14 protein-coding genes are annotated in these 14,027 nt (G+C 70.9%); all 14 read right to left on the bottom strand.

The features are described from left to right. Nucleotides 1-52: 52 nt before the first annotated feature. Nucleotides 53-868 carry a F0F1 ATP synthase subunit delta gene (locus C4U44_RS06285; RefSeq protein ID WP_103884593.1) on the bottom strand — a complete coding sequence of 272 codons (816 nt, stop codon included), beginning with the start codon at nucleotides 866-868 and terminating at the stop codon, nucleotides 53-55. After that, nucleotides 865-1,416, bottom strand: a complete 552-nt coding sequence (locus tag C4U44_RS06280; RefSeq protein WP_103884592.1) for a F0F1 ATP synthase subunit B — start codon at nucleotides 1,414-1,416, stop codon at nucleotides 865-867. The genes C4U44_RS06285 and C4U44_RS06280 overlap by 4 nt, the downstream gene beginning before the upstream one ends. Nucleotides 1,417-1,458: 42 nt before the next feature. Continuing rightward, nucleotides 1,459-1,704 carry an ATP synthase F0 subunit C gene (atpE, locus tag C4U44_RS06275; protein WP_037913419.1) on the bottom strand — a complete coding sequence of 82 codons (246 nt, stop codon included), beginning with the start codon at nucleotides 1,702-1,704 and terminating at the stop codon, nucleotides 1,459-1,461. A gap of 81 nt (nucleotides 1,705-1,785) precedes the next feature. After that, complete coding sequence (gene atpB, locus C4U44_RS06270; protein ID WP_103884591.1) at nucleotides 1,786-2,592, bottom strand: F0F1 ATP synthase subunit A; 807 nt, start codon at nucleotides 2,590-2,592, stop codon at nucleotides 1,786-1,788. A gap of 285 nt (nucleotides 2,593-2,877) precedes the next feature. Beyond that, nucleotides 2,878-3,339 (bottom strand): hypothetical protein, encoded by a 462-nt coding sequence (locus tag C4U44_RS06265; protein WP_103884590.1) that lies wholly within the window; start codon nucleotides 3,337-3,339, stop codon nucleotides 2,878-2,880. Nucleotides 3,340-3,621: 282 nt separating this feature from the next. Further along, nucleotides 3,622-4,950 (bottom strand): MraY family glycosyltransferase, encoded by a 1,329-nt coding sequence (locus C4U44_RS06260; RefSeq protein ID WP_103884589.1) that lies wholly within the window; start codon nucleotides 4,948-4,950, stop codon nucleotides 3,622-3,624. A gap of 200 nt (nucleotides 4,951-5,150) precedes the next feature. Continuing rightward, nucleotides 5,151-5,831, bottom strand: coding sequence for an arsenate reductase/protein-tyrosine-phosphatase family protein (locus C4U44_RS06255; protein ID WP_407642785.1), 681 nt, complete (start codon nucleotides 5,829-5,831; stop codon nucleotides 5,151-5,153). After that, nucleotides 5,828-6,475, bottom strand: a complete 648-nt coding sequence (locus C4U44_RS06250; RefSeq protein ID WP_103884588.1) for an L-threonylcarbamoyladenylate synthase — start codon at nucleotides 6,473-6,475, stop codon at nucleotides 5,828-5,830. Before C4U44_RS06250 ends, C4U44_RS06255 begins: the two co-directional genes overlap by 4 nt. A gap of 94 nt (nucleotides 6,476-6,569) precedes the next feature. Beyond that, nucleotides 6,570-7,415: a peptide chain release factor N(5)-glutamine methyltransferase gene (prmC, locus tag C4U44_RS06245; RefSeq protein WP_103884587.1), complete on the bottom strand. Its 846-nt coding sequence runs from the start codon at nucleotides 7,413-7,415 to the stop codon at nucleotides 6,570-6,572. A gap of 14 nt (nucleotides 7,416-7,429) precedes the next feature. Beyond that, nucleotides 7,430-8,509 (bottom strand): peptide chain release factor 1, encoded by a 1,080-nt coding sequence (prfA, locus tag C4U44_RS06240; RefSeq protein ID WP_103884586.1) that lies wholly within the window; start codon nucleotides 8,507-8,509, stop codon nucleotides 7,430-7,432. Between the two features lie 142 nt (nucleotides 8,510-8,651). After that, nucleotides 8,652-8,876, bottom strand: a complete 225-nt coding sequence (gene rpmE / locus C4U44_RS06235; RefSeq protein ID WP_103884585.1) for a 50S ribosomal protein L31 — start codon at nucleotides 8,874-8,876, stop codon at nucleotides 8,652-8,654. A 147-nt stretch (nucleotides 8,877-9,023) separates the two neighbouring features. After that, complete coding sequence (locus tag C4U44_RS06230) at nucleotides 9,024-10,199, bottom strand: LCP family protein (protein WP_103884584.1); 1,176 nt, start codon at nucleotides 10,197-10,199, stop codon at nucleotides 9,024-9,026. 230 nt (nucleotides 10,200-10,429) lie between these two features. Then, nucleotides 10,430-12,445: a transcription termination factor Rho gene (rho, locus tag C4U44_RS06225; RefSeq protein WP_235031831.1), complete on the bottom strand. Its 2,016-nt coding sequence runs from the start codon at nucleotides 12,443-12,445 to the stop codon at nucleotides 10,430-10,432. A 364-nt stretch (nucleotides 12,446-12,809) separates the two neighbouring features. After that, the gene (gene thrB, locus C4U44_RS06220; protein ID WP_103884582.1) at nucleotides 12,810-13,733 is read right to left on the bottom strand and encodes a homoserine kinase; all 924 of its coding nucleotides are present in this window, start codon (nucleotides 13,731-13,733) and stop codon (nucleotides 12,810-12,812) included. Nucleotides 13,734-14,027 lie beyond the last annotated feature (294 nt).

Raw genomic sequence — 14,027 nt, 5'->3', positions numbered from 1 at the left:
ATTCCTCACGGCCCAACTAGGGCCGCCTTCATGCTTGTTGCGTTGGTGGCTGTCAGCCGGCCATGCGGCGGGCGGCTTCGTCGAGCCGGTCCGCGATGGAGCCGTTGATGACCTCGTCGCCGACGCGGACCCGGACTCCGCCGAGGACCGCGGGGTCCACGTCGAGGTTCAGGTGCACCGGGCGGCCGTAGATGCGGGACAGCGCGTCACCGAGCCGCTGCTTCTGCCGGTCACTGAGCGGAACGGCCGAGACCACTTCCGCCACTGTCCGGCCCCGGCGGGCCGCGGCCAGCTTGGACAGGGACTCGATCCCGCCCTCCAGGCTACGTCCTCGCGGCGCGTTGACCAGCCGTACGACCAGCCGTTCCGTGACCGGATTGGCCCGGCCGCCGAGCAGCGTGCCCAGCAGGGTCGCCTTGGCGTCGGGGCTCGCGGTGCGGTCGGCCAGCGCGGCCCGCAGCTCGCTGCTGCCGGCGGCGATCCGGCTGAACCGGAACAGCTCGTCCTCGACGTCGTCCAGGTCGCCACCGCGCTGGGCGGCGATCAGGTCGGCGCCGTCGGCCAGCTCCTCCAGGGAGTCCACCAGGTCGCGCGAGCGCGACCAGCGGGACCTGACCACACCGGCCACCAGGTCGAGCGTCTCGCCGCCGATCTGGTTGCCGAGCACGCGGCGGACCAGCTCCGCCTTCGCCTCACCGGACTTCGCCGGGTCGGTCAGCGCCCGCCGCAGACCGCTCTCGCGGTCGAGCAGCGTGGTGATCGCGGCCAGCTCGCCCGCGAGCGCGGCCGCGTCCACCGACGTGTTGTCGGTCAGCGCGTCCAGCCGCTCGCGCGCGGCCGCCAGTGCTTCACGGCTCGCACCGTTCATCGCGTCGCCTCAGCGGAAGAAGCCGCACTCTGCTCCAGCCCGTCCAGGAAGCGGTCGACCACGCGGGACTGCCGGGCCGAGTCCTCCAGGGACTCGCCGACGACGCGGCCGGCCAGGTCGGTGGCGATCTTGCCGACCTCCTGGCGGAGGCTGACCGTCACCTGGCGGCGGTCCGCCTCGATCTGGGCGTGACCCGCGGCGACGACGGCGTCGCGTTGCCGCGCACCCTCCTCGCGCATCTCCGCGATGATCTGCGCACCCTGCTCGCGGGCCTGCTCGGTGATCCGGGCCGCCTCGTGGCGGGCGCCGGCGAGCTGGGCCTTGTACTCCTCCAGCGTGCGATTGGCGTCGGCCTGAGCCTTCTCCGCCCGCTCCAGGCCACCCTCGATCGCGTCGTGCCGCTCTGCGAGGGTCTTCTGGATGTTCGGCAGGAGCTTCTTTCCGAGGATGCCGAAGACGATGAAGAAGCAGAGCAGGCCGACGATCAGTTCCGCGGTGTCGGGGATGAGCGGATTCTGCGACCCCTCCTCCGCAAGGAAGATCATCATGTCTGAACCTTTCGTCGAGTGGCTACTGGTCGGGAGTCCAGGTCACTTCTGGAAGATGAAGGGGACGACCAGGCCGAGCAGTGCGAGGACCTCGCAGAGCGCGAAGCCGAGGAACATGTTGGTGCGGATGACCGGCATGGCCTCGGGCTGGCGGGCCATGGCCTCGATCGAGTGGCCGAAGACCAGACCGATACCCACGCCCGGGCCGATGGCGGCGAGGCCGTAGGCGACCGCGCCCAGGCGGCCGGCAGTGGTGGCGGCGGCGAGGTTAACGAGCTCGGCAGACATTTCCCTGTCTTCCTTTGTGATGCGGTCCGCTGGGGGGCTTCCCAGCGGAAGTTTCGGTGGTGGGGTGGCTCGGCTGCGGGCTCAGTGCCCTTCTTCGAGCGCTCCCTGGATGTAGATCGAGGCGAGCAGCGTGAAGATGTACGCCTGCAGGAACTGGATCAGCAACTCGAAGGCGGTCATGAAGATCGCCAGCGCGAAGGAGCCGCCCGCCACCGCGGTGAAGGCCGAGGGGGTGAGCAGGTACCAGGTGGCGACGCTGAACATCACGATCAGCATGTGACCGGCGAACATGTTCGCCCACAGCCGCACGGCGAGGGTGAACGGCCGGGTGATCACGTTCTGGATGAACTCCAGCAGCACGATCAGCGGCACGAGCGGCTTGGGCAGGCCCGGAATCCAGACCAGGTTCTTGATGCCGCCGCGGAATCCGTGCGTCTTGAACGTCAGGTACATGTACGTGATGAAGACCAGCGCCGCCAGGCCGACCGGGAACGCGAACCGCGACGTGGCCGGGAATTGGGCGAACGGGATGATCGACATGATGTTCATGAACCACACGAAGAAGAAGATCGACGCGAGGAAGGGGACGTACTTGTCGCCCTTCTTGCCGATCACCTCGCGGGCGATGCTGCGGGCCACGAAGGTGTAACCGATCTCACCGACCAGCTGCAGCTTTCCCGGCACCATCTTGGGCTTGCTGAACGCGGCCCAGAAGAAGCCCACCACCAGCAGCATGCAGAGGATCGCGAGCAGCATCGGCTTGGTGAAGTCGAAGCTGCCGATGCTGAAGATCGGCTTGAAGTCGAACGAGTTGAGGCCAGGAGCGGGGAATGCGCAACCGTGCTGGATGTGGCATCCAGCTTCAGCGAGCAGCGTGTGGGCACTCACCCGTGACTCCTTCGTCGTGACGCATAAGTAACGGCAACCTTGTGTGTCAGCGCGGCTGGTGGGGCCGCTGTTCGGCACTGCGGGTAGGGCGTGGCGAAGCCCGCTCGGTCCGCTGAGAGCCCGCATCGTGACGCGGGCATCCGTCGTCCGTGCCGCGTGCGCGGTTCCGAATCCGAATACACCGCAGGGCGCGGGGGCTTGACCCTCTGCATGTGCGAGGGGCCCTCACGTCCGGATGCGACTTCGGACGATAGCAGACCAGGATGAAGGCCCCTTACCCTCCCCTTACGTAGCATCGCGCGACCCCGTCCCGACCGCGTCCGGCTCCTGCGTCCGGGCGGCGGGGACCGAGGGTTCGGGGTCCACGTAGAGCATCCGGCTGGTCAGCGACTGCTTGATCTGGCCGCCCACCCAGGCGAGCGCGGTGACCAGCAGAGTCAGGCCGAACGCGCGGCCGTTGAAAGCGCTGGTGTCCTTGAAGACGACGATGAAGACGCCGATCAGCAGGATCTGCACCGCGTAGACCAGCATCCCGGCGGCCATCGCCAACTGGGGCTGGTTCTGGGTGAGCCGCATCAGCGCCCACGAGCCGGCCGCGAAGAAGACGGCCACCACGGCCACGGCCACCACTCCGCCGAGCAGGCCCTTCTCGCCTGCGACGAGAGCGCTGACAACGGTGGCGATGACTCCGACAGGTCCGGCCGCGAGGGCCGAGCCCCGGAGGATCCGGGCGTCGTTGGGCTGCATGGGGCGGCTCCTCCGGCGGGAGTTGGGGCGAGCGGGTGTCGTCGGAGACGAGCGGGGGACGGAAGCAGGGTGTGCCTCTCGCCGGAAGACCGTCTCACTCAAGGTCTTTCGGCGTGTCCCCTAGCTTTCGTGAACGCTATCACAAAGTATTTGATGCGGTCTTTACCATGGAGATGTGCTGCCTGTCACACGCGCGAGGTAGCGACACGCCGTCCCATTTACCGGAGTTGTTCCTCGTACAGGAAACGACTCGGTGACGGTGCGTAGTTGGTCGACCACTCATCAGCGCGTGGTGTTCGCGGTCGGCGCGGGCTGGGTGGCCGCGGCCGAACGCTCCGGCAGCCGCGGGCGGTCGCCCACCGCCGTCGAGCCGTTCAACGCGGGCCGGTCCGGGCCGTGCATCTCCCGCTCCGCGGCGGCAGCGGCGGCTGCCAGCCGGCGCCGCCGGCGCCGGTAGCGCGGCGGCACCACGGACTCCGCCCAGCGCGGTGCGTGCGGACGGAAGGCCGGCAGCAGCAGCACCACGAGCCCGACCGCGCTGAGTGCGACGATCACCAGCACGATCCACAGGCTGGAGGAGCTCACCGAGAACGCCACCGCGGCGAAGGCGAACAGGGCCGCCCAGAAGTACATGATCAGCACCGCGCGGCTGTGCGTGTGGCCCAGCTCCAGCAGCCGGTGGTGCAGGTGGCCGCGGTCGGCGGCGAACGGCGACTGGCCGCGCCAGGTCCGGCGCACCACCGCGAGCACCAGGTCGGCGGCCGGGATCGCGATCATCGTCAGCGGCAGCAGCAGCGGCATGTAGACGGGCACCATGAAGTGCACGGTCTGGCGGGTGGACCCGGTGAAGTCGGTGATGGCGTCCGGGTCGACCTGGCCGGTGATGGAGATCGCACCGGACGCCAGCACCAGGCCGATCAACATCGACCCGGAGTCGCCCATGAAGATCCGCGCCGGGTGGATGTTGTGCGGCAGGAAGCCCAGGCACATGCCGATCAGGATCGCCGAGAAGAGCGTCGCGGGCGCGGCCTGCTCGATGCCGTAGCCGTACCACATGCGGTAGGCGTACATGAAGAACGCGATCGACGCGATGCACACCATGCCCGAGGCCAGGCCGTCCAGGCCGTCGACGAAGTTGACCGCGTTGATGGTGATCACCACCAGCGCGACGGTGAGCAGCGTGGACTGCACCGGGGTGAGGATGACCGTGCCGATGCCCGGCACCGGCAGCCACAGGATGGCCAGGCCCTGGAAGACCATCACGCCGGCGGCGATCATCTGCACGCCGAGCTTGATCAGCGCGTCCACGCCCCACTTGTCGTCGAGCACGCCCAGCAGCCAGATCAGCCCGGCGCCGGACAGCAGCGCGCGCGGCTCGCTGGAGAGCTTGAAGACCCCGGAGAGGTTGCTGAGGTGCGCGGCGACCAGCAGGCCCGCGCACAGCCCGCCGAACATGGCCATGCCGCCCAGCCGCGGGGTCGGCTCACGGTGCACGTCGCGGTCGCGGATCGGGGGCATCGCGCCGGCCGCGATCGCGAACTTCCGCACCGGGCCGGTCAGCAGGTAGGTGACGGCCGCGGAGACGCACAGGGTCAGCAGATACTCGCGCACGCGCAGCCTCCGACGTACTCGGGGGTGCGACGAGCACGCGCACACGTCCGGGGGATCTTCACAGCGTCACACCCTAGTGGTGGGCGGGCCGGGACGGCGAACACCTATCGAGACTCACAGGCGGCGCGAGGGGTTGCAGAAGGCCGGTTGCGGGCATGTAACGAGTTTGCCCTATGCCGTGGCAGGGACGAAGCCGCAGGTCAGACCGCGGCCGGAATCCCGGTGAGCGCGGTCACCACCGGGTCGAGGGCGTCGTGGATCTCCTCGCCGATGCTGCGGAAGTACGAGATGGGTGCACCGTACGGATCGTGCACCTCGTCGGCGTCGGGGCTGGGTGCCAGCAGCCAGCCGCGCAGCGCCGCCGCGGCCTGGACCAGCGCGCGGGCCCGCTCGGTGACGCTGCCGTCGGGCAGCGTGGCCGGGTCTATCGCCCGCACCAGGCGGGTGAACTCCTTGAGCGTGAAGGTACGCAGGCCCGCCGCGTGGCCCATCGAGATGACCTGGGCCCGGTGGTCGCGGGTGGCGGTGAGCACCAGGTCGGCGTCGATCACGTGGTCGTCGAGCAGCTCGCGGCCGGTGAACCCGGCCGGGTCCGCACCGTGTTCGGTGAGCACGGCGGCGGCGTGCACTTCCATCGGGGCGCCCTCGTGGCCCCAGGTGCCGGCCGACTCGACCAGGATCGCGTCGGCTCCGGCGCCCAGCCGCTGCGCCAGGCCGTGCCGCATCAGCCGCTCGGCCATCGGCGAGCGGCAGACGTTGCCGGTGCACACGTGCAGGACGCGCAGCACGTCGTGGGGGGCGTGGGTGGGGGGGCCGACTCCCCCGGTCGCGGCCGGCGAAGTGGTGAATCCCCGTATGGCACGCCCGTCGGGCGTGGTCAACGGCGCTCCTCCAAGTCGGGTACCACCTTGCGCAGTTCCTCGGCGCTGAGCGCACCGGCCCGCAGCAGCACGGGCACCTTGCCGGTCACGTCGACGATCGAGGACGGCACGGCGGCGGGCGTGGGCCCGGCGTCGAGGTAGACCGCCACGGAGTCGCCGAGCATGCCCTGGGCGGCATCGCAGTCCTGCGGGGACGGCATGCCGGTCAGGTTGGCGCTGGAGACCGCCATCGGGCCGGTCTCGGTGAGCAGTTCGATGGCGACCGGGTGCAGAGGCATGCGGACCGCGACGGTGCCGCGGGTGTCGCCCAGGTCCCAGCGCAGCGACGGCTGGTGCTTGGTGACGAGGGTCAGCGCGCCCGGCCAGAACGCGTCGACCAGTTCCCACGCCTGCTCGGAGAAGTCGGTGACGATGCCGTGCAGCGTGTTCGGGGAGCCGACCAGCACCGGTGAGGGCATGTTGCGGCCGCGGCCCTTGGCCTCCAGCAGGTCGCCGACCGCCTCCTTGTCGAAGGCGTCCGCGCCGATGCCGTAGACGGTGTCGGTGGGCAGCACCACGAGCTCGCCGCGCTTGACGGCGGAGGCGGCCTCGCGCAGGCCGGTGGCCCGGTCGGTCGTGTCCGCGCAGTCGTATCGCCGTGTCATGGAAGGACCTCCAGAAGCTCTTCTGCTGCCGTTGCGGGGTGGGCCGTTGCGGGACGTGCCGCCGGGGGGTGCGCGGCCGGGAGGTGCGGGCTGCTCACGGGGTCGCCTTGCGGGCGGAGGTGAAGCGGGGCCGCTTGTTCAGGTCCGGGTGGTCGGCGGCGTCGGCCCAGCCGGCGTCCTCCTTGAAGATCCACGGCACCTGACCGCCCTGGGAGTCGGCGTGCTCGATCACGACGACGCCGCCGGGCCGCAGCAGGCGGTGCGCGGTGCGCTCGATGCCGCGGATGGTGTCCAGGCCGTCCTCGCCCGAGAACAGGGCGAGTTCGGGGTCGTGGTCGCGCGCTTCGGGCGCGACGTACTCCCACTCGGTGAGCGGGATGTAGGGCGGGTTGGAGATCACCAGGTCGACCTGGCCGTTGAGGTCGGGGAACGCGGCGAGCGCGTCGCCGTGCCGCAGGTCGACCTTGCTGCCCGCGACGTTCTTGCGGGCCCACTCCAGGGCCTGCTCGGACAACTCCACGGCGTGCACCCGGGATCGGGGCACCTCCTGGGCCAGCGCCAGCGCGATCGCGCCGGAGCCGGTGCACAGGTCGACGATCAGCGGTTCGGCGACGTCCATCGCCCGGACCGCGTCTATGGCCCAGCCGACCACCGACTCGGTCTCCGGGCGGGGCACGAACACCCCCGGCCCGACCTGGAGTTCCAGGTAGCGGAAGAAGGCGCGGCCGGTGATGTGCTGGAGCGGCTCGCGTGCCTCGCGGCGGGCGACGGCCTCCCAGTAGCGCGCGTCGAACTCCGCGTCGGCGACGGAGTGCAGTTCGCCGCGCTTGACGCCGTGCACGTAGGCGGCCAGTTCCTCGGCGTCGAAGCGGGGCGAGGGCACCCCGGCGTCGGCCAGTCGCTGGGCGGCCTGGGCCACCTCGGCGAGCAGCAGGTTCACATCCGCCCCCTCTCTCAGCTGCCGTCGCCGGCCGCGGCCAGCTTGGCGGCCGAGTCGGCGTCCACACACGCCTGGATCATCGGGTCGAGGTCCCCGTCCAGCACCTGGTCCAGGTTGTACGCCTTGAAGCCGACCCGGTGGTCGGAGATGCGGTTCTCCGGGAAGTTGTAGGTCCGGATGCGCTCGGAGCGGTCCACGGTGCGGACCTGGCTGCGGCGGGCGTCGGACGCCTCGCGCTCGGCCTCCTCCTGGGCGGCGGCCAGCAGCCGGGAGCGCAGGATGCGCATCGCCGACTCCTTGTTCTGCAGCTGGCTCTTCTCGTTCTGGCAGGACACCACCAGACCGGAGGGCAGGTGGGTGATCCGGACCGCGGAGTCGGTGGTGTTGACCGACTGCCCGCCGGGGCCGGACGAGCGGTAGACGTCGATCCGCAGCTCGTTGGGGTTGATCTCGACCTCGACCTCCTCGGCCTCCGGCGTCACCAGGACACCGGCCGCGGAGGTGTGGATCCGGCCCTGCGACTCGGTCGCGGGCACCCGCTGCACGCGGTGCACGCCGCCCTCGTACTTCAGGCGCGCCCACACGCCCTGGCCGGGCTCGTGGCTCGCCTTGGCCTTCACGGCGACCTGGACGTCCTTGTAGCCGCCGAGGTCGGAGGCGTTGGCGTCGAGGATCTCGGTCTTCCAGCCCTCCCGCTCGGCGTACCGCAGGTACATCCGCAGCAGGTCGCCGGCGAACAGCGCGGACTCCTCGCCGCCCTCACCGGCCTTCACCTCCAGGATGACGTCCTTGTCGTCGCTGGGGTCGCGCGGCACCAGCAGCAGCCGCAACCGGTCGGTCAGTTCCTCGCGGTGCTTCTCCAGCTCCTTGACCTCGGCGGCGAACTCGGAGTCGTCGGCCGCCAGTTCACGGGCGGTGTCGACGTCGTCGCCGGTCTGCCGCCAGGAGCGGTAGGTGGCGATGATGGGGGTGAGTTCCGCGTACCGCTTGTTGAGCCGGCGGGCGTTGGCCTGGTCGGTGTGGACCGCGGGGTCGGCAAGCTGCTTTTCGAGGTCGGCATGTTCGCCGATCAGTTCCTCGACCGCCTCGAACATCATGAATTCCTGGAGGAGTAGGTACTGCCTGGGGCCGGGGCGCCGGGGACGGGGCGCCGGCGGCTGGGACGCGAGCCGGGACGACAAAGCGCCGGTCCGGTCACCCTGGGCGGGCGACCGGAGACCGGCGCTGGTCAGGTCGCTACTTCTTGGCGGACCCGGCGTTCTTGCCGAAACGGGCCTCGAAGCGGGCCACACGGCCGCCGGTGTCGAGGATCTTCTGCTTGCCCGTGTAGAACGGGTGGCACTCGGAGCACACGTCCGCGCGGATCTGGCCGCTGGTCTCGGTGCTGTGGGTGGTGAACGAGGCGCCGCAGGTGCAGGTGACCTGGGTCTCTACGTACTCGGGGTGGATCTCGCGCTTCAAGGGTGCTCCTAGGTTCGGGAGGGCGCCGGGTCGCTCACGCGGGTTTACGGGAACGTGAACCGGGGCCAGCGGACCAGTCTGCCAGCACTGGCCGCACCTTCCAAAACCAGGTCGGGCTCCGGATAATTCCCGGAGCGTCCCCGCAGGTCAGCGCCGTGTGGGCGAGGGTGACGCGGTCCCCGGGGCTGACGCGGACGGTGCCGGGCGGTCCGGCGGGGCGCCGTCGCCGCGGACCACCTTGCCCGCCTCCACGTGGTCGGCGGCCGAGCCCTGCGTCGCGGCGGCCGGGATCGGCCGGTCGGCGCGCAGCGCGGCCCACACCATGGCGGCCTTGGCGTCGATCGGCTCGACCCGGTCGGGGTTGTCGGGCGCGTAGCGTACCGGCAGGGTCACCATGTGCACGTTCCCGGAGTCCAGGTGCTGCACGCTCTCGGCGAGCCCCATCAGCTTGTTCACCGAGCCGAGGCCGGTGTCGGTGGTGATGGCCTTGGTCGCGGTGTCGGCGACCGAGAACAGCTTCGTGGGGCTGTTCATCAGCCCCAGGCCGCCGATCCGGTTCAGCAGCGCCTTCATGAACGCCTGCTGGAGCTCGATACGGCCCAGGTCGCTGCCGTCGGCGACACCGTGCCGGGTGCGGACCAGGCCGAGCGCCTGCTCGCCGTTGAGGGTGTGGGTGCCGGCCGCCAGGTTGAGATGGCTCTTGTCGTCGTGGATCGCCTGGGTCGTGGTCAGCGGCACCCCGCCGAGGGTGTTGACGAGGTTCTTGAAGCCGGTGAAGTCGACCTCGACGTAGTGGTCCATCCGCAGCCCGGTGAGCTGCTCCACCGTCTTCACCGCGCAGGCGGGGCCGCCGACCTCGTAGGCGGTGTTGAACATGACGCTGCTCTGCGCGGGCTCCACGGCCCCCTTGGCGCCCGTGCAGGCCGGGCGGTCGATCAGGGTGTCGCGCGGGATGCTGACCACGCTGGCACGCTTGTGGCCCTTGGCCAGGTGCACGATCATCGTCGTGTCCGAGCGGGCGGTGCCGCTGTCGTGGCCGTACTCGCGGTTCGCGCCGGAGCGGGAGTCCGAGCCGAGCACCAGGATGTCCATCGAGCCGTTGCCGAGCTTGGCGGGCCGGTGGGTGCCCAGCGCGCCGTCGATGTCGACGCTGTGGATGTTGGCGTTCAGCCGGTGGTAGAGGTAGCCGGCCCCGGCGGCTCCGAGCAGCACCACGGCGACCGCGGCCCAGGCGACGATGTACAGGACGCGCCGCCGGCGCCTGCGGCCCTCTCCGGCCCCGCTGGGGCTGGAGCCGGTCCGCGGCTGCTGATCGTCCAGCATGGCGGCACCTCGGCTTCCTACCTGCTCGCTGTCCGGCGCCCTGAGCGCCTTCCCGGAGCCCGGCCTCCCTGCGCCGGGAACGTCGTCACCTCAGACGAACCATCGTGCGCCCGAGGTCCGGTATGCCGCCATCCGAGCGGCGGGCACACGAACGGGAAACGCGCAACCGCCCGCGTATCCCCAGCTCAGTGGGGGTACGCGGGCGGCTGGACCGATCCCGGCGGTGACGGTCAGTCGTTGTTCTGGCCCGGGGTGGTCTTGGCGATCTGCATCAGGAACTCGGCGTTGGACTTGGTCTGCTTCATCTTGTCCAGCAGCAGCTCGATCGCCTGCTGCGAGTCGAGCGCGTGCAGCACCCGGCGCAGCTTCCAGACGATCGCCAACTCGTCGCGGTCCAGCAGGATTTCCTCCTTGCGGGTACCGGACGGGTCGACGTCCACCGCGGGGAAGATCCGCTTGTCGGCGAGCTTGCGGTCGAGCTTGAGCTCCATGTTGCCGGTGCCCTTGAACTCCTCGAAGATCACCTCGTCCATCCGCGAGCCGGTCTCGACCAGCGCGGTGGCCAGGATGGTCAGCGAGCCGCCGTCCTCGATGTTGCGCGCGGCACCGAAGAAGCGCTTCGGCGGGTAGAGCGCGGTCGAGTCGACACCACCGGACAGGATCCGGCCGGAGGCGGGCGCGGCCAGGTTGTAGGCGCGTCCCAGCCGGGTGATGGAGTCCAGCAGCACCACGACGTCGTGGCCCAGCTCCACCAGCCGCTTGGCGCGCTCGATGGCGAGCTCCGCGACGGTGGTGTGGTCCTCGGCGGGCCGGTCGAAGGTCGAGGAGATGACCTCGCCCTTCACCGAGCGCTGCATGTCGGTGACCTCTTCGGGCCGCTCGTCGACGAGGACCACCATCAGGTGGCACTCGGGGTTGTTGGTGGTGATCGCGTTGGCGACCGCCTGCATGATCATCGTCTTGCCGGTCTTCGGCGGGGCGACGATCAGGCCGCGCTGGCCCTTGCCGATCGGCGAGACCAGGTCGATGATCCGCGTGGTCAGCACGCCCGGGTCGGTCTCCAGCCGGAGCCGGTCCTGCGGGTACAGCGGGGTGAGCTTGTTGAACTCCGGGCGGCCGCGGCCGGAGTCGGCGCCCATGCCGTTCGCGGAGTCGAGACGGACCAGCGCGTTGAACTTCTCGCGCCGCTCGCCGTCCTTGGGCTGCCGCACCGCACCGGTGACGTGGTCGCCCTTGCGCAGGCCGTTCTTGCGGACCTGGGCGAGCGAGACGTACACGTCGTTCGGCCCCGGCAGGTAGCCGGAGGTGCGGATGAACGCGTAGTTGTCGAGGATGTCGAGGATGCCCGCGACGGGGATCAGCACGTCGTCGTCGGCGACCTGCGGCTCGCCGCCACCGCCGAACTCCTCACGGCCCCGGCCGCGCCCCCGGCGGTCGCGGTAGCGGCCACGGCGCCGGCCGCGGCCCTCGCCGAACTCGTCGTCGTCCTGCACGCCGCCCTGCGGGCCGCCCTGGTGCTGCGGGCCGCCCTGACCGCCCTGGCCGCCGCCACCCTGCTGCTGGCGGTCCCGGCGGTTCTGGCCGCCGCCCTGCTGGTTGTCGCCGCCGTCCTCGCCGCGGTTGCGCTGGCGGTCGCGCTGCCGCTCGCGGCGGTCACCGCGCTGGCCGCGCCGGCCGTCCTGGCGGTCGTCCCCGCCGCCTTGCTGCTTGGCGTCGCCGCCCTTGCCGTCACGGCCCTCGGCGTTGTCCGCCGCGGCGTCGGCGGTGCGCTCGCCCTGCGCCCGCTCCGGCGCGGAAGCGGCGGCCTTCGCCTTCTCGCCGGCCGGCTGGCCAGGGATCTCGATCTGCTGCGGCTGCTTCGCCTCCTGCGGCTCCTTCACCGCGGGGGCCTCCGCCGCCGGAGCCTCGGCGGTCTCGGCCGCCTGCTCGAGGCGGGCCCGCGACGTGGCGCGACGCTTGGGCTTCTCGGCCGGCGCACCGGCCGCGGGGGCGGACGCCGGGGCGCCGCCGCCGGCCTGGCGCTCCTTGATCGTCTCGATGAGCTGGCCCTTGCGCATCCGCGCAGTGCCCTTGATGCCGAGACCTGCGGCGACCTGCTGGAGTTCGGCCAGGACCATGCCCTCCAGGCCGGTCCCGGACCGGCGGCGCCGTGCGGCCGTGGCAGCACCGGTGGCAGGCGCGTCGGCTTCGGACGCGGCGACAGTGTTGTCTGCGCGCACGCCCATCAGATCGGTGGTGTCGCTCACGAAGGGTCCTTCCCTGGAGCGGACGTCGGCCTGTCTGGCTCGGCGACCGGTCGTGCTGTCCGGGTCTTTGCGTTCCCGCTGCTGAGACCCGGGGCGGTGGTCCGCCTGATGGCGGCAGAAATACATAGGTGCTCTCGGCACGGGAGAGAAACTCGTACCGAATCCGGAGCGTGCTCGACACTTCCCGGACAGGCTGCCCGGGTGAACCGGACTGGCTGCCTATTCGGTGTGGGAGGCTCCCGGAAGAAGTGCGGTCCCACGGCGGGGACACAGCCCATCGCGCCCAAAGGGCGGTGAATGCTGGCTTGAGGTTAACACTACCCGGTCCAACAGATATTCCCCCTCTCTTCGACCGGCAATCGTGTCACTGCCCACCTGAGAGTGGCAGGACACTCGCCCCGGTGGCGTCAAGTGCCAGGCGGTTGGCCGCCCAACCGTCCCCCGCGAGCCGGGAGACCTTGTCTGCGGCGCCCTCGTCGGTGAGCGCGAGCACGGTCGGCCCGGCACCCGATACGACAGCAGGGACGCCCTCCGCGCGTAGACGGTTCACCAGGGCGAGGGTTTCCGGCATCGCCGGCGCCCGGTACTCCTGGTGCAGCCGGTCCTCGGTGGCGGCCAACAGCAGCTCGGGACGCCTGGTCAGCGCCTCGACGAGCAGCGCGGCGCGGCCCGCGTTGGCGGCGGCGTCGACGTGCGGAACGGTACGGGGCAGCAGCCCGCGCGCGGTCTCGGTCAGCAGCGGCACCCCGGGCACGAAGACCACCGGAACCAGCGACTCCACCGGCTCCATCCGGACCGCCCGGGCGGCGCCGCCCTCGGTCCAGGCCACGGTGAAACCGCCCATCAGGCACGCGGCGACGTTGTCGGGGTGGCCCTCGATCTCGGTGGCCAGTTCCAGCAGGGCTGCGTCGTCCAGCCCCGCCGGGCCGCCTATCGTCACCGCGCGGGCGGCCATGATGCCCGCGCAGATGGCGGCCGACGAGGAGCCCAGGCCGCGGCCGTGCGGGATCCGGTTCGCGCAGACCACTTCCAGGCCGCGCGGCTGACCGCCGAGCAGGTCGAAGGCGGTCCGCAGCGAGCGGACCACGAGGTGCTTCTCGTCGCGCGGCAGCGTGTCGGCGCCCTCGCCCGCGATGTCGACGTGCAGGCCGGAGTCGGCGACCCGCACCACCACGTCGTCGTACAACCCCAGCGCCAGGCCGAACGCGTCGAAGCCCGGTCCGAGATTTGCGCTGGTCGCGGGGACGCGCACTCGTACTGCGGCGGCGCGAAACGCGGGACCTGCCATCGTTCGACGAATCTCCTTGGTGCGTACGCCCTGCGGGCGCGGCTCCGTTGCCATGCGGCGAGGCGGGAAATGGCGATGCCGAAGGCACCTGCCGGAACTCGGCGCGATTGTGCGCCGCTGGGGTAAGCCTATCGAAACAAGGTTCCCCCGCGACATAGGGCGCACGGACCGCGCGTGATGCGTGTCGCCTTCGCGGCGTGCGCCCCTTGCGGGGGTGGCCGCTGGGAAAGCTGGGGTGGGAGGGGCGGCTGTCCCGCCGACAGGCGCCCCGACCAGGGGAAGGGGCGCCCGCCG

Origin of the sequence: Actinacidiphila yanglinensis (genome assembly GCF_900107965.1) — a bacterium.
Taxonomy (GTDB): Bacteria; Actinomycetota; Actinomycetes; order Streptomycetales; family Streptomycetaceae; genus Actinacidiphila; species Actinacidiphila yanglinensis.
This window is presented reverse-complemented; position numbering and strand designations above follow the sequence as displayed.